The sequence below is a fragment of the Dactylosporangium sp. NPDC000244 genome, assembly GCF_040300725.1.
Classification (GTDB): Bacteria; Actinomycetota; Actinomycetes; order Mycobacteriales; family Micromonosporaceae; genus Dactylosporangium.
On sequence record NZ_JBEPEH010000001.1, the window covers coordinates 151,094 to 168,904 of the forward strand.

A 17,811-nucleotide genomic window follows, 5' to 3' on the forward strand; every position below is an offset into this window, starting at 1 on the left:
GCCGGTGCGACGTGCGAGCCGGTGCGACGTGCGAGCCGGTGCGACGTGCGAACCAGCGTGACGTGCGAACCAGCGTGACGTGCGAACCAGCGTGACGTGCCGCTGCCCGAGGCAAGCCCTGTACGTCGCCGCGACCCGGGTGGCCGGCCGGGAGCGTCACACCGAGAGGCGCAGGAGCTGGAAGCTGTGGTCGGACTGGCCATCGGTGCGGCCGAACTCGTAGGAGTGCACGCGTACGTCCGAGGTTGTGTACGCCCAGTCCAGGCGCCACCAGCGGGGCAGGCCGTCGCGGTCGCGCCAGGAGGCGGGGTAGAGCGACGGCAGCAGCGCGCCCGCGTCGTGCAGGCGGGACGGGACCTTGCGCAGGTCGCCCATCGCCGGGGACGTGTTGAAGTCGCCCGCCACCAGGATCGGGTTCGCGTTCGCGGACACGTCGGCGGCCAGGGCGCGCAGCTGCGGCTCGCGCTGGGCGTGCTGGTCGCGCACCGTGCGCCAGAAGGCGCCGTCGAACACGCTCAGGCCGGGGGAGAGCTGGACCGGCAGGTGCAGGTTGTAGACCGACAGGACGTGGCCGGAACCCAAATCTACGTCCGTGCGCAGGATCTTGTCGCGCACGAACTCGGCCACCCAGCCGGTGTCGGTCAGGGGGACGTCGGCCGGCAGCGGGTACGTGCGCAGGATCGGCAGCCGCGACACCGTCACCAGCTCGCCCGCGATCGCGATGTGGTAGCCGGGGAACGCCGCCTGCAGGCGCTCCAGGTCGTGGACGGGCGTGGGGATGTCGCCGTCGTTGAGGTACTCCTGCAGCAGGTAGATGTCGGCGTGCTGGCGCTGCAGGAACGGGTAGAAGGGGCCGCCGTCGCTGTCCCAGTACTCGGTGTTCCAGCTGAACACGGTCAGCGCGCCGGGCGGGGGCGTGGTGGGCGACGTCCACAGGGCCGGGACGTTCCAGCCCGAGATGAACACGCCGGGGATCAGGGCGGCCAGGCTCAGCAGGGCCACCGGGCGGCGCAGCCGGCGGAAGGGGGCCGCCCCGGCCGCGAGCACGACCGGGACGGCGGTGAACACCAGGGGCGGGACGATGTCGGGGACGAGCCAGAGCCACCACCGTCCACTGAGGACGAGGTGGGCCAGCACGAAGGCCGGCCACAGGGCCACCAGGAACGGCAGCACGGGCCGGGATCGGGCGGCGACCGGCGCCGGGGCGGGGTCGAGGACCGTCGTCACGCCGTGGCCTCGGCCGGGAAGGTGCGGTCGTAGAGGCGGCGGAACGCGCGCGAGCCGAGCCACTGCACGGCCCCGGCCGCGACCCCCGCGGTGATGGTGACGTTGACGACGAAGTGCACGGCCGCGAAGAGGCCCAGGAACGCGGGGCCGTTGCGCCGCAGGACGAACGCGTACATGCCGGCGTCGCAGGCGAGCGAGAGCACGAGCAGGGCCGCCGGGAGCAGCACGAGGAACGGGCTCAGCAGCGCCAGGGGGAGGGTGACGAGGGACGCGGCGGCGGCGAGGCTGCCCCACGCGCGGGACTGCGTCTCGAAGCCGGACGCGAAGCGCCGCGCGCGCAGGTAGAGCGGCACCCGTAGCCGGCCGCGGTGGAAGAGCTTGCGCAGCAGGCCCCGCAGCGCGTGGTCGTGGTCGTGGCGGCCGCGGACCTCGGCGGTGAGCACCATCCGCCAGCGGCGGGTGAGGCGGTAGCCGTAGTCGACCTCCTCGGTCTGGCGCAGGTCCGGGTTGAACGGGCCGACGTCGTCGAAGACGTCGCGGCGCAGCGCGCACAGGGCCGGGAAGAGGAACGTGATGTCGCCCTCGGCCGTGATCGACCAGTAGTGGTACTGCAGCCCGCGGTAGCGCGCCGTGATGGTGTCGTGCAGCAGCGGCTCCGGGTCCTCGATGCCGCACACGCACCCGATGGCCGGGTCGGAGCCGAGGATGCGCACGGCGGTCGCGACGGCGTCGGGGGCGAGGCTGACGTCGGAGTCGACGAAGTACAGGATCTCGCCCCTGGTCGCGGCGACGCCGACGTTGCGGGCATTGCCGCAGCCGCCGTTGGTGCCGGTGCTGAGCACCCGCACGCCCAGGCCCTCGGCGACGGCGACGGAGTCGTCGGTGGAGCAGTCGTCGACGACGAGCACCTCGAGGTTGGGGTACGTCTGGTCGAGCACCGAGCGCAGGCAGAGATCGAGGGACTCGGCGTAGTTGTAGTTCGGCACGATGACCGAGACGAGGGGCTCGCTCATCGCGCCAGCTCCGGCACCTCGTACAGGTTGCGGAAGCGGGCCGACCAGAGCCAGGCGAGCACGCCCGCGATGGCCGCGGCCGCGATCACGAGGTTCAGCAGGAAGTGCATCGTCACGAAGTACAGCAGGAACACCGGTGATCGCAACCGCGCCACGAACCGGTGCATCGGCAGGTCCCCGGCCACGAACAGCGCCAGGAACGCGGCCGGCACCAGCCACAGCACCGGGCCGAGCAGCACCGGCAGCGCGACCGACAGCACCGCGAGCAGCGCGGCGATGCTCACCCAGGCGCGCGGGCCGCTGGTGATGCCGCCCGGGAACGTGGGCTTGCGGATGAACATCGGGATGTGCAGGGCGGTGCGCACGAACACCTTGCGCACCAGCGTCGCGAGGTCGTGGTCGTGGTCGTGCACGCCGCGGACGCGGGGGGAGAGCCAGATCTCGTACCGCTGGGCGAGCCGCCGCCCGTAGTCCGCGTTCTCGGTCTCGCGCAGCCGCGGGTTGAACGGGCCGATCTCCCGGAACACGCCGGCCGGGATCGCCAGCAGCGCCGTGTACAGGGTGGTGATGCGGCCCTCGTCGGCGATGAGCCAGTACGACTGCTGCAGGCAGCGGTACTCCTCCAGCAGGCTGTCGCGGATGAGCGGCACCGGGTCGTAGTTGCCGCACACCGCGCCGATCGCCGGGTCCGAGCGCAGCAGCTCCACGGCGTTGGCCACGGCGTCGGGCTTGGCGGCGACGTCGGAGTCGACGAAGAACAGGATCTCGCCGCCGGCGTGTTCGGCGCCGAGGTTGCGCGCGGCCGCCGGCCCGCCGTTGCGCGGGGTGCGCAGCACGCGGAACCCGAACCCGGCCGCGACCGCGGGGGAGTCGTCGGTGGAGCAGTCGTCGACGACGATCACCTCGAGGTTCGGGTAGGTCTGGTCGCGCAACGCCTGCAGGCACAGCGGCAGGGCGCCCGCGTAGTTGTAGTTCGGCACGATGACCGAGACGAGTGGGAGGGCGAGAGTCATGGTCCCATCCAGGTCAGCAGGGTCGGGTGGTGGTGCGCGGTGATGGCGGCGGCGAGCACGAGGCCGACGACGCAGGCGCTGGCCACGATCAGCCGGTCGTGCAGGACGGCCCGGACCGGGTCGCCGCCGGCCCGGTGGACGTGGATCGCCTGCAGGTACCGGAACGCCGCGAAGAGCCCGGCGGGCGCGGCGACGGCGAGCACCGCCTGCCGGTAGGGGTCGACGGGCGCGTCGGTGGCCAGGTACAGCAGGAACGCGCCGGCGGTGAGCGCGAGGTTGAGCCCGAGCAGCTGGTCGGTGAGCGGCAGCGTGTACCCGGCCAGGGCGGGGCGGTGCTCGGGCCCGGCGGTGCCGAGCTCGTGGCGTCGCTTGCCGAGCACGAGCACGAGGCAGCCGGTGAACACGGCGCTGAGCAGGGGCAGGGACACGGGGGCGCCGACCGCGCCGTAGCCGTACAGCACCCGCAGGACGAACCCGGAGGCCACGACGCAGATGTCCAGCGGCGCGGCGTGCTTGAGCCAGCGGCTGTAGGCGACGTTGACGAGCAGGTAGGCCGCGACCGGCCACGCCGGCACGGGTGGGCCGAGCAGCAGCAGGCTGCCCAGGAGTACCGCCACCAAAGCCCCGAACCCGGCCGCCACCGGCACCGAGATCCGCCCGGCGGCGATCGGCCGGTGCCGCTTGGTCGGATGCAGCCGGTCGGCGCGGCGGTCGCTGATGTCGTTGCCGATGTAGACGAGCACGGCGGCGCACGTGAACACGGCGACCGCCCAGCCCGCCTTGGCCGCCCCGGCCCAGGTCGGGCCGGCGTCGAGCAGGGCCAGCGGGACGGCGAGGAGGTTCTTGGCCCACTGGCGCGGGCGGGCGAGCCGCACCAGCTGCCCGGCCAGCGCGGGCGCGGCGGGAAGCTCGACGGCGGCCCCTTCGGCGGACATCAGAAGAAGACCCTCGCGGCGGACAGGGCTCCCTGCCGCCACGGGTCCCGGCTGGTGCGGCCCTTGGACGTGGACGTGAGCGTTTTCTGCGTGCGCCACCACGCGTAGGTGGCCAGGATGGCGTCGCGGTTCGACTGGCGCGGCTCGAAGCCGAGGCGTTCCCGGGCCCGGTCGATGCTCACGTACGAGTCCGCCATGAGCTTGTGCAGCAGCCGCCCGTACACCGGGGAAAGTTTCATGCTCTGCAGGCCCTTCAGCGCCAGCAGCGCCGGGCGGGCGGGCACGGACACGACCCGCTTGCCGTGCCCGGCCGCGTCGAGCACCGCCTGGAAGTCCTCGCGCAGCGTCCCGAACTCGGCGGCGGCGAGGTTGTACGTGTCGTTCGCGGCGTCCGCCGGGGCGCCGAGCACGGTCACCACCGCGTCGACGAGGTCCTCGACGGCGAACATCTGGATGCGCACGTCGCCGCGGCCCAGCACCGGGAAGTTGCGCCCCTCCTCCGCCCACTCGAACAGCATCGCGAACAGCCCCATCCGGCCCGGCCCGAGGAACGTCTTCGGGCGCAGGACGGCCACGCACATCCCGCCGGCGCGGTGGCGCTCGGCGACCTCCTCGGCCGCGGCCTTCGCCCGGCTGTAGGTGTCGACGGGGCTGCGCGGGTACGACTCCGGCGTCGGCACGACCGTGGGCAGCCCGTAGACGGCCGTCGAGGACACGTGCACGACCCTCGGCACGCGGGCGGCCGCCGCCGCGTCGAGGACGTTGGTGGTGCCGCCGACGATGATCGAGCGGATCTCGTCGGCCGGGTAGCTGGGCAGCGCCGCGGCGCAGTGCACGAGCGCGTCGGCGCCGGCGGCCGCCGCGGCCATGGCGGCCGGGTCGCGCACGTCGCCGACGAGCGTGACGGTCGGGGCGGGCCGCAGGTCCACCCCGCGCACGTCGTGGCCGTCGGCGCGCAGCCGCTCCACGAGCCGGGACCCGAGCATGCCGGCCGCGCCGGTGACGACGGTTACCACAGGTTCCCGACCTTCTGCGCGATGAACCGGGTCACCAGGCGCGTGAGCCCCTGGCCGAGCACCTCGCCGAGCGCGTCGACGCCGCGCTGGACGTCGTCGAGGTCGGTGACCAGCGACGGGCCGAGCACCAGCGGGTTCAGTCCGTTGAGGGTGTAGTAGGCGAAGATGTCGTGGTCGCGGTACAGCGCGTTGATCACCGCACACGTGATGAGCTTCGTCTTGAACCGGGGGTCCTTGTTCATCCCGCCGGGCGCGAGCCTCGCCACGAGGTCCAGCAGCGCCGGGCCGCCGTCGATGAACACGCCCCACAGCGCGCCCGCCCCGGCGACGTGGCTCACCGCGTCGGGGTACTGCTTCGCCAGCCGCTGCAGCCCGGGCTCGAGAACCCGCCCGATCGCGCGCGCCCGGGCCGGGTAGTCGTCCTCGACCACGACGTTGATCGCCTCGATCGCGGTCGCGCACTCCTCGCCGAAGCCGTAGTACGTGGTGCTGGTCGACTGCAGCAGGGCGTCGCCGAGATTGTCGTAGGCCTTGCGGAAGATCTTCTCCCGGGCGACGAACGCGGAGATCGACGACTTGCCGCCGCCGAACGCCTTCGAGGTGGTGAGCACGTCCGGGATGAGTCCGTCGTACCGCATGAAATAGAACAGCTCGCCGGTCTTTCCCCAGCCGGTGTAGATCTCGTCGAAGATCAGCACGATCTCGTGCTCGGTGCACAGCCGGCGTACCTCACGCAGGAACCCCTCGTCGCACCACGACATCGTCGAGGCGCTGAACGGCTCGACGATCAGCGCGTAGACGTCGCCGGGGTGCTCGCGAATCGCGGCCCGCACCGAATCGATGTCGCCGTAGGTGAATGTCGCGATTCCCGGGATTGTCGGGAAATCGAAGTGCGGCTGCCCGGTCAGCCCGCCGGAGCCGAGCAGTTTTCCGTGAAATCCGATATCCGCGCGCAGGATGGTGCCGCGCCGCCCGCCATGGTACTTGTACGCCAGCTTCACCGCACCCTCCACCGCCTCGGCGCCCGAGTTCGGCAGGAAGGACATGTTCAGGTCGCCCGGCAGGAGCTGGGCGAGGTTGTGCCCGAGCGCGGCCAGATACGGCGAGAAGTACGTCTTGTGCACCTCCATGCGCCGCTGCTCGGCGAAGTACCGCCGGGCGGCGAGAATGCGCGGGTGGTTGTGCCCGTGGTTGAGCACGCCGACGCCCCCGGTGAGGTCGAGGATGCGGCGGCCGTCACGCTGCTCGAGGTACGCGCCCTCGGCCCGGTCGACCAATTCCCGGCCGAACCCGAACGACGTCATCAGGCTCACCTGGCTGGCGTTCACGTAGCGGCGGTAGAGCTCGTGCGTCTCCCGGACGGTGAGCCGCTCGCACTCCCGCAGACCTATCAGGTTGGACATGCCGCGACCGTACTGACGGCACCTCGACGGGATCGGAATCGTTCCTGAATCGACCCTGTACCCGATCTGGACTACCCACCGCAACGCTTGCCCGGGTCGTGATCGGGCCGATACTTTGGGTTCGGCAATGCAGCCATGAGCGTGAATGTCCTTTTGTTCTAAAAAGGAGTTCTGATCATGCGACCGGATGTGTCGGTCATCGTGCCCGCCTTCGACAGCGCGCAGACCCTCGGGGCGTGCCTCGCCGCCGTCCGCGCCCAGCGGGAGCCGGTCGCCGAGGTGATCGTCGTCGACGACTGCTCCACCGACGGCACCCGCGAGATCGCCCGCGCCTTCGGCGCCACCGTCGTCGAACAGCCCGAGAACCGCGGCCCGGCCGCGGCGCGCAACGCCGGCATCCGCGCCAGCCGCGGCGACGTGCTGTTCTTCCTCGACGCCGACTGCGCGCCCGAGCCCGACGCGCTCGCCGTGGCCCTGCGCATCCTGCGCGACGAGCCCGACGTCGCCTGCGTGCACGGGATCTACTCGCTGCGGCCGCTCTTCGACGACGGGCCGGTCGAGGCGTACCGCCTGCTGCACGGCCACTACTGGCGGCTCAAGCACGCCGGGCGCGTGCGCACGACCCTCTTCGCGGTGTGCGCGATCCGCCGGTCGGTCTTCGACGAGGTCGGCGGCTTCGACGAGCGGCTGCGCGCGTCCGAGGACGTCGAGGTCGGCGACCGGATGCCGGCCCGGCTCGGGATCGTGCTCAGCCCCGCGATGGTGTGCCGGCACGACGACGACAGCCGGCTCCTCGCGCTGCTGCGCAAACAGTTCCGCCGCTCGCAGCTGCTCCTGCCGGTCGCCCGGCACGAGCGTGGCCCGGCCGGCATCCGGGCGAACTCGCTCGCCACGGTCGGTCTCGCCGGCCTGACCGCGTTGGCCCTGCCGCTCGCCGCGTTCTGGGCGTGGGCGCCGCTGCTGGCGTTCCTCGGGTTCGTCGTGGCCGATCCGGGGCTGCTGCGGTTCGTGGTGCGGCACCGGGGACCCGCCTTCGCGGTGTACTTCTTCGCCGTACACCTGCTGGTCGTCTGGTCCGTGCTGGCCGGCGCGCTCGTCGGCGCGCTACGCCCGTCGCCGTTGCTGGAGCCCGCATGAAGCCGGCCGTGGTCCTGCACTACGCGTGGTTCGCGGCCCGGGCGCTGGGCGTCCTGCGACCGCGGCTGGGCCCCGTCTTCCGGGTCGAGGGGCGCGCGGTCGCGCTGACCGTCGACGACGGCCCCCACCCCGAGTGGACCCCGCCGCTGCTGGACCTGCTGGCCCGCCACGACGTCCGGGCCACCTTCTTCCTCATCGGCGACCGCGTCCGGGAGCGCCCCGACCTCGCGCGCCGCGTCGCCGACGCCGGTCACGTGCTGGGCAACCACTCGATGACGCACCCGCACCCGTTCGCGGCGCTCACCCCCGGCTCGATCGAGGACGAGATCGCCGGCGCCCAGGACGCGGTCGTCGAGGCGACGGGAGTCGTACCGCGGGTCTTCCGCGCCCCCTCGGGGAACTGGTCACCGGCGGTGCTGCGCGCCGCGGCCCGCCACCGCCTCACCCCCGTCGACTGGGCCGTCAACCCGAGCGACTGGCGCAGCCCCGGCACCGCGCACATCGAGCGCGTGCTGTCCCGCAGCCGCCCGGGCCACATCATGCTCTGCCACGACGGGGGCGGCGACCGGTCGCAGACCATCGCCGCGCTCGCCCAAGTGCTCCCGCGCCTGCGCGCGCGGGGCCTGACCTTCGCGACTTTGGGGTGAGCGGCTGTGTCTGATCTTTCGATCTCGCTGTTAGGTCCCGTCCGGGCCCGCCGCGGTCCCGCCGCGCTGTACCTGGGCACGCCGCGGCAGCGGGAGGTGCTGGCCGTGCTGGCCCTGCGCTCCGGCATGGTGATGTCGGTGGCGCAGGTCGTCGATGCCGTCTGGGGCCCGCGCCGGCCCACGTCCGTGGAGAACATGGTCCACACCTACATCGGCCGGCTGCGCCGCGCGCTGGAGCCGGTGCGGGAGAAGCCCTCCCGCGCGACGGTCCTGTGCTCGACCCGGCCCGGCTACACGCTCGTGCTGCCCGGGTCCGCCATCGACGTCAACCTGTTCGAGCAGGACATCCGCCGGGCGCGCACCGCCCGGGCGGCCGGTCGCCTGCCCGACGCCCTCGTCTCGTTCCAGTCCGCCGTGGCCCGCTGGAGCGGCCCGCCCCTGCACGAGGCGACGGGCCCCCTCGCCCTCGGCGAGCGGACCCGGCTCGTGGAGCTGCACCAGGACGTGCTCGAGGAGATCGCCGGCGTGCGGCTGCTGCTCGGCGACGACGAGAACCTGGTCTCGGAGCTGCGCTGGATGCTGGCCGAGCAGCCGATGCGCGAGCGCCTGTGGGAGCTGCTGCTGGTGGCCCTGGGCCAGTCCTCCCGCCGAGCGGAGGCGCTGACCGCCTTCCAGGACGCGCGCGTGACGCTGGCGGACCGGCTCGGTGTCGAGCCGGGCCACCAGCTGCAGGACCTGCACCGCCGCCTGCTGCGCAGCGAGCCGGTGGGCGTGCGCCCGTGGTGGAACAGCCGGATCCCGGCCTGAGCGCACGCCGGGTCAGGCCCTGACCACGGGCGACTTGAGCAGCAGGAACGCGCCGGACGGCCCGTCGCCGAGCCGCGCCGGAACCTCGCGGTCGACCGGCACGCCGCAGCCGCGCACGAGCTCGACCACGTCCCGCGCCTGCTCGACCGAGTGGATCTGCACCACGATCCGCCCGCGGTCGCTGAGCAGCCCGGGCAGGCGCAGCAGCAGGTCGCGGGACTCCTGCGGGGTGAGGTAGTACAGCACCTCGCGGAGCAGGATCGCGTCGTAGCGCTCGTCCGTCGTGAACGTGCGGATGTCGGCGACCTCGAACGACGTGTGCGGCCGGCCGAGGCGGCGGGCCTGGGCGATCGCGGCCCGGCTCACGTCGACGCCGTGGTAGTGGCGGTAGCGGCCCGCGGGCAGGGGCATGTTGGCGCTGCTGCCGCAGCCGAGGTCGAGGATCGTGGGCCGCGGGGCCCAGGTCTCGACCAGCGCGAGCGGCATCTCGCCGTCGCTGAGGCGGTCGAGGTAGCGCCAGAAGCCCAGCTTGTACTGCAGGTCCCAGACGATCGAGTTGATGCGCGGGTTGGGGCGGATGTAGCGCTCGACCGGGGCGCGCAGCAGACGCGACACGCGAGCCAGCACGGCGTTCAGCACGGGGACTCCTCTACGTGGGGACGTTCAGGGCGGGCCGGCGGCGGTGCATCATCTCGGCGGTCACGAGGCCGCCCGCGCCGACCAGCATTTCGCTCAGGGAGCAGACCAGGCGGCTGGCCAGGACCACCGACGTCGCCACCGAGAACGGCAGCACCGTCACCAGGCCGACCATGACCACCGCCTCGCGCACGCCCAGGCCGTCCGGCGCCACCAGCACCACCACGCCCGCAACCGCGCCCGCGGCGAAGCCGCCGATGCACAGCAGGTACGACGAGGCCGGGGGCGCGCCCGCCACCACCGCCAGCAGCCACAGGTGGTGGCCCGACACGATCCACGACAGCGTCTGCGCGGCCAGCGCCCGGCGCATGCCACGGTCCGACGCGAGCACCTCCGGCGGCGGCCGCCGCAGCACCCGCGAGGCGAACCCGAGGACCGTGTTGAACAGGGCGGGGCGAACCAGGAGCGCCGCGACCGGGACGGCCGCCAGCAGCAGCCAGCCGAAGCGCCCGCCGGCCAGGCCCGGCCCCGCGGCGATCCCCACGGTCAGGCCGGTCAGCGCGACCACGCCCCAGCTCAGGACGAACAGGCCGGCCAGCCGCACGGGGCCGACGTCCACCTCGCGGCCCATGCGCAGCAGGACCGGCAGGGCGATGAAGCGGCCCGGCAGGAACTTCGTCAGGAAGCCCACGAAGAACAGCCGGCTCGACGTCCACCCGCTCACCCGCGCGCCCAGGTCGGCGAAGAGCGCGCGCCAGGAGACGAGGCCGAGGACCAGTCCGGCGGCGTTGAGCAGCGCGGCCAGGCCGAGGACGGCCGCGACGCGCGCGGCGCCGAGGTGCCCGGCCAGGTCGCGGGCCGGGGCCCAGTCCTGCGCGCCGAGGAACAGCACCAGCCCCGCGGCCAGGGCGACCCCGAACAGGGCCGTGAACGCCTGGTGGAGGCGGCGGGTGCCGAGCGCCATGCCGGCGAACTCGACGACGTGGGTGAGGTACCGGATCAGCACGAACGAGGGCCCGTAGCGCAGCACGGACCGGTCGAGCACCAGGAAGCCCAGCAGCGCCAGGACCGGTACGAACGCGAACGCGGGCCGCCACAGCGCCAGGCCGATCCCCGGCAGGGTCAGGGCGGCCGAGACCATCGTGGCGACCGCGGCCACGTCGATGCCGCGGCGCCGGCGCACGGACGGGGCGGAGATCGTCGTCGCGTACGTGCGGGCGCGGCGGAACACCTCCCGCAGGTACGGCACCAGCCGGTCGGTGTCGTCGTGGAACCCGACCACCGCCGCGCTCATCCGGATCTCCCACACGTCCGGCAGGCGGGTGCCCCACTCGACGTCCTCGGCGTCGCGCAGCGACTCGTCGAAGCCGCCGACGGCCGCCCAGGCCTCGCGGCGCACCGCGGTGATCGCGAACAGCGTCGCGTCGACGACCCCCGCCCGGCGGCTGCGCCAGTGGTGCTCGGCCCGCGTCTTGTACGCCGCGACCGGCCCGCCACCGGGGAACATCGGCCGGTCCGCGTAGATGCCCTGCACGACGCCGCAGGACGGGTGCCGCTCGAGCTCTTCGACCGCGTTCGCCAGCGCGTCCGGCGCCGGCGCGACGTCGGAGTCGACGAACATCAGCACGTCCCCGGTCGCCAGCTCGGCGCCCCGGTTGCGCGCGTGCGACACGCCGCGGTTGACCGCGAGCCGCACGAGCCGGATGTCGTACCGCGCCGCGATGGCCGGTGACCCGTCGGTGCTCGCGTCGTCGACGACGATGACCTCGGCCGGCGGCACCGTCTGCGCGAACACCGCGTCGAGGCACGCCGCGAGCGACCGTTCCTTGTCGAAGTTGGCAATGATGACTGAGACGCGCACGGCCCGACGCTATCGGCGCCACATCGACCGGACCTCGACGCGACCTTGACTACGCAGCGTTCACCCGGGTGAAGCGGTCAGGACCGGGCGGCCCGGAAGGAGGCCCGCTCGGCGAGTTCGTCCTCGTCGACGAGGGTGAGCATCGGCGTGCCCGGCTCGCAGAGCATCGTCACCGTGAAGCGGACCGGGATATCGGGACGGTTGTTGGCGTCCTGGTAGTGGATGACGTCGCCGCCGGGTTCCCAGAAGACCTCGCCCTCGCGGAGCACCCGGGCGGGGGAGCCCTCGAGCTCGAAGACCATCTCGCCGGACAGGACGTAGCCGAATGCGGGGCCGGAGTGGCGGTGCGGCGGCGTGCCGGGGGAGCCCGGCGGGTGCTCGACGACGATCGTCATCGCGTGCGCGCCGTCCGGAATGCGCGGCGGCGAGACCTCCTGGAGCGTGGTGATCGGCATGGGGGCTGGCTACCCGGTCGTGCGCGAGGTACACAGGCCGTGGCCGTCCTCGTCTTCCTGGCCCCGGCGCTGTAGGCGGGTCACCCCTCGAACCACACCCGCAGCTGCTTCGCGGCCTGGGCCTGGGCGACCTTGCCGGCCTCGAGCGAGCCGGCCATGGCGAAGAACCCGTGGATCATGCCCTCGTAGCGGGTCACCGCGACCGGCACGCCCTCCTGGGCCAGCCGGGCCGCGTACCGCTCGCCCTGGTCGCGCAGCGGGTCGTACTCGGCGGTGATGACCAGCGCCGGCGGCAGCCCCGCGAGGCTCTCGGCCTGCAGCGGCGAGGCGAGCGGGTTGTAGGCGTCGTCAGGGTCGGCGAGGTAGTGCTGGCGATACCAGGCCACCGAGTGGTGGTTGAACAGGTAGGTGTCGTCGTTGGCGCGCATCGACTCGTCGTCGGCGGTCTGGTCGGTGTTCGGGTAGACCAGCAGCTGGCCGGCGAGGGCCGGGCCGCCCGCCTCCTGCGCCATGAGGGAGATGCCCGCGGCCAGGTTGCCGCCCGCGCTGTCGCCGCCGACGGCCACGCGGGCCGGGTCGGCGCCGAGCGTGGCCGCGTTGGCGATCACCCACTCGGTCGCGGCCCAGCAGTCCTCGACCGCGGCCGGGAACGGGTGCTCGGGCGCGAGCCGGTAGCCGGGCACGGCCACGATGCAGCCGGCCGCGTTGGCCAGGCTGCGGGCGATGCCGTCGGCGGTGTCGACGGTGCCGAGGACCCAGCCGCCGCCGAAGAAGTACATGAGCACGGGCAGGTCCCGGGCGGCGCTGGGGCGGTAGACGCGGACCACCAGCCGGCCGCCGGGGCCCTCGATCCAGTGCTCGGTGACCTCGTGGACCTGCTCGGGGCTGCCGCCGGCGGCCCGGATCGAGGCGAGGTCGGCGGCGCGGGCGGCGTCCAGGCTCATCGTGTAGAGCGGCGCCGCCGCGTCGCGCTCCTTGGCGTCGCGCATGGCCTGCACCTGCGGGTCGAGCGGCATCAGCGGAACTCCTCCAGACTCGCGAGGCGGTCGAGCACCGCCGCCGCCGCGATCCTATGGCTGTGCGCGTTTCCGTGCAGCCCGTCCTCGCCGGTGAGGGTCTCCCCGGCGGCGATCGCCGGGTGCCGCGACAGGTCGGCGTGCACGGTGCCGAGCCGGGCCGCGAGCGCGTTGGTGCGCTCCGCGAGCACCGCCATGCGCCGCGCGAAGCCCGTCCCGAGCCAGGCCGGCATCCGCGGGTACTCGCGCATGACGAACACCGAGACCGTGACGACGGTCGCGCCCGCGCGCTGCAGCGGCTCGACGATGCCCGCGAACGCCGCGTCGACCTCGTCCGCGCGGGCCTCGTAGCCGGGCCGCATCGCGTCGTTCGCGCCGCACACCACCATCGCCAGGTCCGGCGCGAACGCGAGGGCCCGTGGAAGTTGCGCGTCGCGGACCTCGGCCGCGCGCAGGTTGCGCACGCCGAGGTTGACGAACGCGTCCGGCTCCAGCGCGTCGCGGACCAGCTCGGCGAAGCCGCCCGGCTCCTCGACCACGCTGTCGCCGAGCGCGCAGTAGCGCCGCCAGGGGGAATATTCCGGTGCCATGTAGGCCTTTCGGCTCATGGAGGAGCGGGCGGGGGTACCGATAGGCTACTGCCTATGAGGCCCCGCCGGTGACACCAGTGCGAAGCGGGCCGCCACTGCTCACCGCGTCGGACTACCGGCATAGCGCCGAGCGGATCGCCGAGCCGGACGTGTGGGACTTCATCGAGGGTGGCGCCGAGGACGAGCGCACCCTGGCGGCCAACCTGCGGGCCTTCGACCGGGTCCGGCTGCGCCCGCGGATGCTCGCCGGGGTCCCGGATGCCGACACCACCGTCTCGCTCTTCGGGACGCGGTATGCGACCCCGATCGGCGTCGCGCCCACCGCCTACCACCGGCTCGTGGACCCCGAGGGCGAGGTCGCGACCGCGCGCGGGGCGGGCGCGGCCGGGGCGCTGTTCGTCGTGGGCATGTTCGCCAGCCGCACCATCGAGGACGTCGCCGAGGCGTCCACGTCCGGGCTGTGGCTCCAGCTGTACTGGCTGCGCCGCCGCGACGTGATGCGCGCCCTCGCCGAGCGGGCCGAGCGGGCCGGCTACGGCGCCCTCATGCTCACCGTCGACGTCCCCCGCATGGGCCGGCGCTGGCGCGACATGCGCAACGGCTTCACCATCGGCGGCGGGGTCGCCGCGGTCAACATCGACCCGGCCGTGATGGCCTCCGCGCACGAGCGCGACGCCGGCAGCTCCGCGATCGCCAGGCACACCGCGGACGCGTTCGACCCGACGCTGACCTGGTCCGACCTCGCCTGGCTGCGCTCCTGCACCCGGCTGCCGCTGGTGCTCAAGGGCATCCTGACCGCCGAGGACGCCGTGCTGGCGGCCGAGCACGGCGCCGACGCGATCGTGGTGTCCAACCACGGCGGCCGCCAGCTCGACGGCGCCGTCGCGAGCCTCGACGCGCTCACCGAGGTCGTCGACGCCGTCGGCGACCGGCTCCCGGTGCTCTTCGACGGCGGGGTCCGCCGCGGTGCCGACGCCCTCGCCGCGCTCGCGCTCGGCGCCCGGATGGTGCTGCTGGGCCGGCCGCCGCTGTGGGGCCTCGCGACCGGCGGCGCCGACGGCGTGGCCGGGGTCCTGCGCGCGATGACCGAGGAGCTCGAGCACGCCATGGTGCTGTCCGGCCGCCCGGCGCTGGACGCCCTCGACCGCTCGCTCGTGCGTACAGGAGGCGTCTGATGGTGGTGTTGTCCCGCGAGCAGCTGCACACGTCGGTCGTCGACCCGGTATCGGCGTCGATGAACTTCCTCAACGAGGTCGCCGGGCGTTATCCCGAGGCGATCTCGCTGGCCGCGGGGCGCCCGTTCGACGAGTTCCACACGCCGTCCGACATCGACAAGCACCTGCAGGCGTTCCGGGCCAACCGGCCGGTGCTCATGCAGTACGGGCGGACGAACGGCCACATCGGCGACCTCATCGCCCGGATGCTCGAGGTGGACGAGAACATCCAGGTCCCGTCGGCGGCGGTGATGGTGACGACCGGCTGCCAGGAGGCGATGATCATCGCCCTGCGCGGCCTGTGCGCCGGTCCGGACGACGTGGTGCTCGCGGCCGAGCCGTGCTACGTCGGGCTGACCGGCGCCGCGCGCATCCTCGGCGTCGAGGTCGTCGGCGTGCCGGAGTCGCCCGACGGGCTGCGGCCCGAGACCGTGCGGGAGGTCGCCGCGGCCACCCGGGCCCGGGGCAAGAACCCCCGCGCGCTGTACCTGGTGCCGAACTTCGCCAACCCCTCCGGCGTCTCGCTGCCCGTGCCGGTGCGGCGGGCCCTGCTGGCCGCGGCCGCCGACGAGGACCTGCTGATCCTCGAGGACGATCCCTACGGGCTGTTCGGCCTCGACGACGAGCCCCGCCCCACCCTCAAGAGCCTCGACAACGACCAGCGGGTCATCTACCTCGGCTCCTTCGCCAAGTCCTACTTCCCCGGCGCCCGCCTCGGCTACCTCGTCGCCGACCAGCCCGTCGTCGACGCCGCCGGCCGGCACACCCTGCTCGCCGAGGAGCTGTCGACGGTGAAGAGCATGCTCACCGTCAACACCTCCGCGCTGTCCCAGGCGGTCGTCGGGGGCATGCTCATCGACGCCGGCTACAGCCTGCGCGCCGTGAACCAGGCGAAGATCGCGTTCTACCGGCACAACCTGCGCACGCTCCTGGCCGCGCTGGAGCGCCACTTCGCGGGCACCCCGGTGCGCTGGAACAGCCCGAGCGGCGGCTTCTTCGTCGTCTGCGACGTGCCCGCCGACGCGTCCGAGGAGCTGCTTGAGCGCTCGGCCCAGGACTACGGCGTGCTCTGGACCCCGATGCGCTTCTTCTACGTCGGCGGCGGCGGCGAACGGGCGCTGCGGCTGTCCTGCAGCGCCCTGGAGCCGGCCAGGATCGAGGAGGGCGTGCGGCGCCTGGCCGCCCTGCTGCTGCGGTGACCGCGGTCGTCGACGTCTGGCTGGTCGACACCCGCACCCCGTTCGAGTCCACACTGGACGCGGAGGAGCTACGGCGGCGCGACGCGCTGCGCCTGTCCGAGGACCGCCGGCGGTTCGACGCCGCGCACTCGGCCCTGCGCCGGATCCTCGAGCCGCGGGTCGGCGCGGTGCGCTGGAGCCGCGGCCCCAACGGCAAGCCGCACCTCGCCGGCGAACCGTGCCAGGTGAACCTGTCGCACGCGGGGGAGTGGGCGGCGATCGCGGTCACGGACGCCCGGCCCGTCGGCGTGGACCTGCAGGACGCGGTCGCCGGGCTCGACTACGCGGCGATGGCGCGCCGGTTCTTCCCGCCCGCCGAGGCCGAGTTCGTCGCCGCGCGCGGGGCGGAGGCGTTCGCGCTGCTGTGGGCGCGCAAGGAGGCGGTGGTGAAGGCGGCCGGGGACCGGCTCACCCGCGGCCTGCTGCTGCCCGTGGCCGGGGACCCGCCGCCGGCCGTCACCCACGACGGTACCGGCTACACCCTCGCCGACCTCGCGGCGCCGGACGGATTCCGGGCCGCGGTCGCGCTCGCCGGCCCGGAACCGTTCAGCATCCGAAGGCACTGACGCAGAGGTACCCCAGCGCCGGGTCGAAGTCCGCGACCACCGCGGGACCGTCCACCGACGCGAGGGCCTCCCAGACGCCCGTCATCGGCTGCGCGGGATCGGCGAGCACGACCCGGTCGGCCTTCACCCCGACGCCCGCGAGGTGCCCGCCCAGCACGACGGTCGCGTCGCCGACCTCGCCGAGCAGGTCCACCACGTCGTGCGGGCCGGCCCCGCGCACGATCCGCGGCCGCCCGACCTCCACAGTGGACGGCCCCAGGTGCAGGGCGACCGCGCAGTGCTCGGCCGGCACCTCGGCGGGCACGCCCGGCTCGTAGGGCAGCACCGACTGCTCGGCGACGACGAGCAGCGCCCGCTCGTACGTGCCGGACAAGGCGTAGTCGCGCAGCAGCCGCAGCGCGGTGTGCGCCCCCGCGCGGCCCTGGTCCGAGACGGACAGGGCCATCGGGCCGCCCGGGCACACGTGGCTGAGCCAGGTCGCCGTCGCGCGGCCCGGCTCGACGTCGGGGATGTCGTACGCGAGCACCAGCGCGTCCACCGGCTCCCGCGGCAGCAGCGCCGCGGCCATCTCGCCGTAGGACTGCCCGCCCGCCATGCCGCCCGGCGCGCCCAGGGCGTACGGCTCCAGCAGGTCGCCGAGGTAGGTGGCCAGGCGCGTGGCGTGCCCCGGGTCGCCGGCCTGCCCGGCCGGCTCGGAGAAGCGCCGCGCCACCGCGCGCCGCAGACCCCAGACTGGGCTCACTCCTCGTCCAGCAGGTTGCCCGCGACGTAGCTCGCGAGCGTCCCGACCGTCTCGAAGTCGTCGCGGCCGAGGTCCTCGACGCTGATCTCCCGCTCCAGGCGGTCCTCCAGCTCCAGCACCAGCTCCAGGCCGGTCGTCGAGCTCATGCCCAGGTCGTCCATGAGCGTGGTGCCCTCGGACGCGTCGGGCACCTCCCGCTTGAGCACGCGGGGCAGCAGGGCGCAGATCGTCTCCACGACGTGCTCGCGCAGCGCCGGATCGATGGTCGCGGTGTCGGACACGGCAGTTCCTCCAG

General features: G+C 73.6%; 19 protein-coding genes. 6 read left to right on the forward strand and 13 right to left on the reverse strand.

Going from position 1 to position 17,811, the window contains the following annotated elements; translation table 11 throughout:
• Positions 1-156 precede the first annotated feature (156 nt).
• The 6 genes from ABT369_RS00645 to ABT369_RS00670 are packed head-to-tail and all read right to left on the reverse strand — an operon-like array spanning position 157 to position 6,508.
• Positions 157-1,227, reverse strand: a complete 1,071-nt coding sequence (locus ABT369_RS00645) for an endonuclease/exonuclease/phosphatase family protein (protein WP_350609137.1) — start codon at positions 1,225-1,227, stop codon at positions 157-159.
• On the reverse strand, positions 1,224-2,240 hold the full coding sequence (locus ABT369_RS00650; RefSeq protein WP_350609139.1) for a glycosyltransferase family 2 protein: 1,017 nt from the start codon (positions 2,238-2,240) through the stop codon (positions 1,224-1,226). The genes ABT369_RS00645 and ABT369_RS00650 overlap by 4 nt, the downstream gene beginning before the upstream one ends.
• Entirely contained in the window at positions 2,237-3,253 is a 1,017-nt protein-coding gene (locus ABT369_RS00655) for a glycosyltransferase family 2 protein (RefSeq protein WP_350609141.1), read from the reverse strand. The genes ABT369_RS00650 and ABT369_RS00655 overlap by 4 nt, the downstream gene beginning before the upstream one ends.
• Positions 3,250-4,188 (reverse strand): UbiA prenyltransferase family protein, encoded by a 939-nt coding sequence (locus tag ABT369_RS00660; protein ID WP_350609143.1) that lies wholly within the window; start codon positions 4,186-4,188, stop codon positions 3,250-3,252. The genes ABT369_RS00655 and ABT369_RS00660 overlap by 4 nt, the downstream gene beginning before the upstream one ends.
• Positions 4,188-5,204, reverse strand: coding sequence for an NAD-dependent epimerase/dehydratase family protein (locus ABT369_RS00665; protein WP_350609145.1), 1,017 nt, complete (start codon positions 5,202-5,204; stop codon positions 4,188-4,190). The genes ABT369_RS00660 and ABT369_RS00665 overlap by 1 nt, the downstream gene beginning before the upstream one ends.
• Positions 5,198-6,508 (reverse strand): aspartate aminotransferase family protein, encoded by a 1,311-nt coding sequence (locus ABT369_RS00670; protein WP_350609856.1) that lies wholly within the window; start codon positions 6,506-6,508, stop codon positions 5,198-5,200. Before ABT369_RS00670 ends, ABT369_RS00665 begins: the two co-directional genes overlap by 7 nt.
• 276 nt (positions 6,509-6,784) lie before the next feature.
• Here ABT369_RS00670 and ABT369_RS00675 point away from each other — a divergent pair, with 276 nt between their 5' ends.
• The 3 genes from ABT369_RS00675 to ABT369_RS00685 are packed head-to-tail and all read left to right on the forward strand — an operon-like array spanning position 6,785 to position 9,198.
• Positions 6,785-7,744 carry a glycosyltransferase family 2 protein gene (locus ABT369_RS00675; protein ID WP_350609147.1) on the forward strand — a complete coding sequence of 320 codons (960 nt, stop codon included), beginning with the start codon at positions 6,785-6,787 and terminating at the stop codon, positions 7,742-7,744.
• The gene (locus ABT369_RS00680) at positions 7,741-8,391 is read left to right on the forward strand and encodes a polysaccharide deacetylase family protein (RefSeq protein ID WP_350609149.1); all 651 of its coding nucleotides are present in this window, start codon (positions 7,741-7,743) and stop codon (positions 8,389-8,391) included. The genes ABT369_RS00675 and ABT369_RS00680 overlap by 4 nt, the downstream gene beginning before the upstream one ends.
• Positions 8,392-8,397: 6 nt before the next feature.
• Positions 8,398-9,198 carry an AfsR/SARP family transcriptional regulator gene (locus ABT369_RS00685; RefSeq protein WP_350609151.1) on the forward strand — a complete coding sequence of 267 codons (801 nt, stop codon included), beginning with the start codon at positions 8,398-8,400 and terminating at the stop codon, positions 9,196-9,198.
• Between the two features lie 12 nt (positions 9,199-9,210).
• On the opposite strand, the gene ABT369_RS00690 is transcribed toward ABT369_RS00685, so the two are convergent.
• The 5 genes from ABT369_RS00690 to ABT369_RS00710 all read right to left on the reverse strand — a co-directional run bounded on the left by ABT369_RS00690 (position 9,211) and on the right by ABT369_RS00710 (position 13,756).
• Positions 9,211-9,837, reverse strand: coding sequence for a class I SAM-dependent methyltransferase (locus ABT369_RS00690; RefSeq protein WP_350609153.1), 627 nt, complete (start codon positions 9,835-9,837; stop codon positions 9,211-9,213).
• 10 nt (positions 9,838-9,847) lie between these two features.
• A complete protein-coding gene (locus ABT369_RS00695; protein ID WP_350609155.1) occupies positions 9,848-11,695 on the reverse strand; it encodes a glycosyltransferase in 1,848 nt (615 codons plus the stop codon).
• A gap of 77 nt (positions 11,696-11,772) precedes the next feature.
• Complete coding sequence (locus ABT369_RS00700) at positions 11,773-12,150, reverse strand: cupin domain-containing protein (RefSeq protein ID WP_350609157.1); 378 nt, start codon at positions 12,148-12,150, stop codon at positions 11,773-11,775.
• A gap of 80 nt (positions 12,151-12,230) precedes the next feature.
• A complete protein-coding gene (lipP1, locus tag ABT369_RS00705) occupies positions 12,231-13,166 on the reverse strand; it encodes a LipP1 family hormone-sensitive lipase (protein WP_350609159.1) in 936 nt (311 codons plus the stop codon).
• A complete protein-coding gene (locus ABT369_RS00710; protein WP_350609161.1) occupies positions 13,166-13,756 on the reverse strand; it encodes a GDSL-type esterase/lipase family protein in 591 nt (196 codons plus the stop codon). Before ABT369_RS00710 ends, lipP1 begins: the two co-directional genes overlap by 1 nt.
• A gap of 68 nt (positions 13,757-13,824) precedes the next feature.
• Between ABT369_RS00710 and ABT369_RS00715 the strand changes: the two genes are divergently transcribed.
• Genes ABT369_RS00715 through ABT369_RS00725 form a run of 3 tightly spaced genes read left to right on the forward strand, consistent with a single transcriptional unit; the run spans position 13,825 to position 16,774 of the window.
• Positions 13,825-14,931 carry an alpha-hydroxy acid oxidase gene (locus ABT369_RS00715; protein WP_350609163.1) on the forward strand — a complete coding sequence of 369 codons (1,107 nt, stop codon included), beginning with the start codon at positions 13,825-13,827 and terminating at the stop codon, positions 14,929-14,931.
• A complete protein-coding gene (locus ABT369_RS00720; protein ID WP_350609165.1) occupies positions 14,931-16,169 on the forward strand; it encodes an aminotransferase-like domain-containing protein in 1,239 nt (412 codons plus the stop codon). The genes ABT369_RS00715 and ABT369_RS00720 overlap by 1 nt, the downstream gene beginning before the upstream one ends.
• Complete coding sequence (locus tag ABT369_RS00725) at positions 16,166-16,774, forward strand: 4'-phosphopantetheinyl transferase family protein (protein WP_350609167.1); 609 nt, start codon at positions 16,166-16,168, stop codon at positions 16,772-16,774. The genes ABT369_RS00720 and ABT369_RS00725 overlap by 4 nt, the downstream gene beginning before the upstream one ends.
• Here the strand turns inward: ABT369_RS00725 and ABT369_RS00730 are convergent.
• Together ABT369_RS00730 and ABT369_RS00735 are read right to left on the reverse strand one after the other, a co-directional pair.
• Entirely contained in the window at positions 16,755-17,516 is a 762-nt protein-coding gene (locus tag ABT369_RS00730; protein WP_350609169.1) for a beta-ketoacyl-[acyl-carrier-protein] synthase family protein, read from the reverse strand. The genes ABT369_RS00725 and ABT369_RS00730 overlap by 20 nt on opposite strands.
• Positions 17,513-17,797, reverse strand: a complete 285-nt coding sequence (locus ABT369_RS00735; RefSeq protein WP_350609171.1) for an acyl carrier protein — start codon at positions 17,795-17,797, stop codon at positions 17,513-17,515. Before ABT369_RS00735 ends, ABT369_RS00730 begins: the two co-directional genes overlap by 4 nt.
• Positions 17,798-17,811: the final 14 nt, after the last annotated feature.

What these genes read in the sequence shown, in the direction of transcription:
- ABT369_RS00700 (WP_350609157.1), bottom strand. Translation starts at nt 12,150, where the DNA reads ATGCCGATCACCACGCTCCAGGAGGTCTCGCCGCCGCGCATTCCGGAC.
- ABT369_RS00655 (WP_350609141.1), bottom strand. Translation starts at nt 3,253, where the DNA reads ATGACTCTCGCCCTCCCACTCGTCTCGGTCATCGTGCCGAACTACAAC.
- ABT369_RS00720 (WP_350609165.1), top strand. Translation starts at nt 14,931, where the DNA reads ATGGTGGTGTTGTCCCGCGAGCAGCTGCACACGTCGGTCGTCGACCCG.
- ABT369_RS00670 (WP_350609856.1), bottom strand. Translation starts at nt 6,508, where the DNA reads ATGACGTCGTTCGGGTTCGGCCGGGAATTGGTCGACCGGGCCGAGGGC.
- ABT369_RS00650 (WP_350609139.1), bottom strand. Translation starts at nt 2,240, where the DNA reads ATGAGCGAGCCCCTCGTCTCGGTCATCGTGCCGAACTACAACTACGCC.
- ABT369_RS00680 (WP_350609149.1), top strand. Translation starts at nt 7,741, where the DNA reads ATGAAGCCGGCCGTGGTCCTGCACTACGCGTGGTTCGCGGCCCGGGCG.
- ABT369_RS00660 (WP_350609143.1), bottom strand. Translation starts at nt 4,188, where the DNA reads ATGTCCGCCGAAGGGGCCGCCGTCGAGCTTCCCGCCGCGCCCGCGCTG.
- ABT369_RS00710 (WP_350609161.1), bottom strand. Translation starts at nt 13,756, where the DNA reads ATGGCACCGGAATATTCCCCCTGGCGGCGCTACTGCGCGCTCGGCGAC.
- ABT369_RS00675 (WP_350609147.1), top strand. Translation starts at nt 6,785, where the DNA reads ATGCGACCGGATGTGTCGGTCATCGTGCCCGCCTTCGACAGCGCGCAG.
- lipP1 (WP_350609159.1), bottom strand. Translation starts at nt 13,166, where the DNA reads ATGCCGCTCGACCCGCAGGTGCAGGCCATGCGCGACGCCAAGGAGCGC.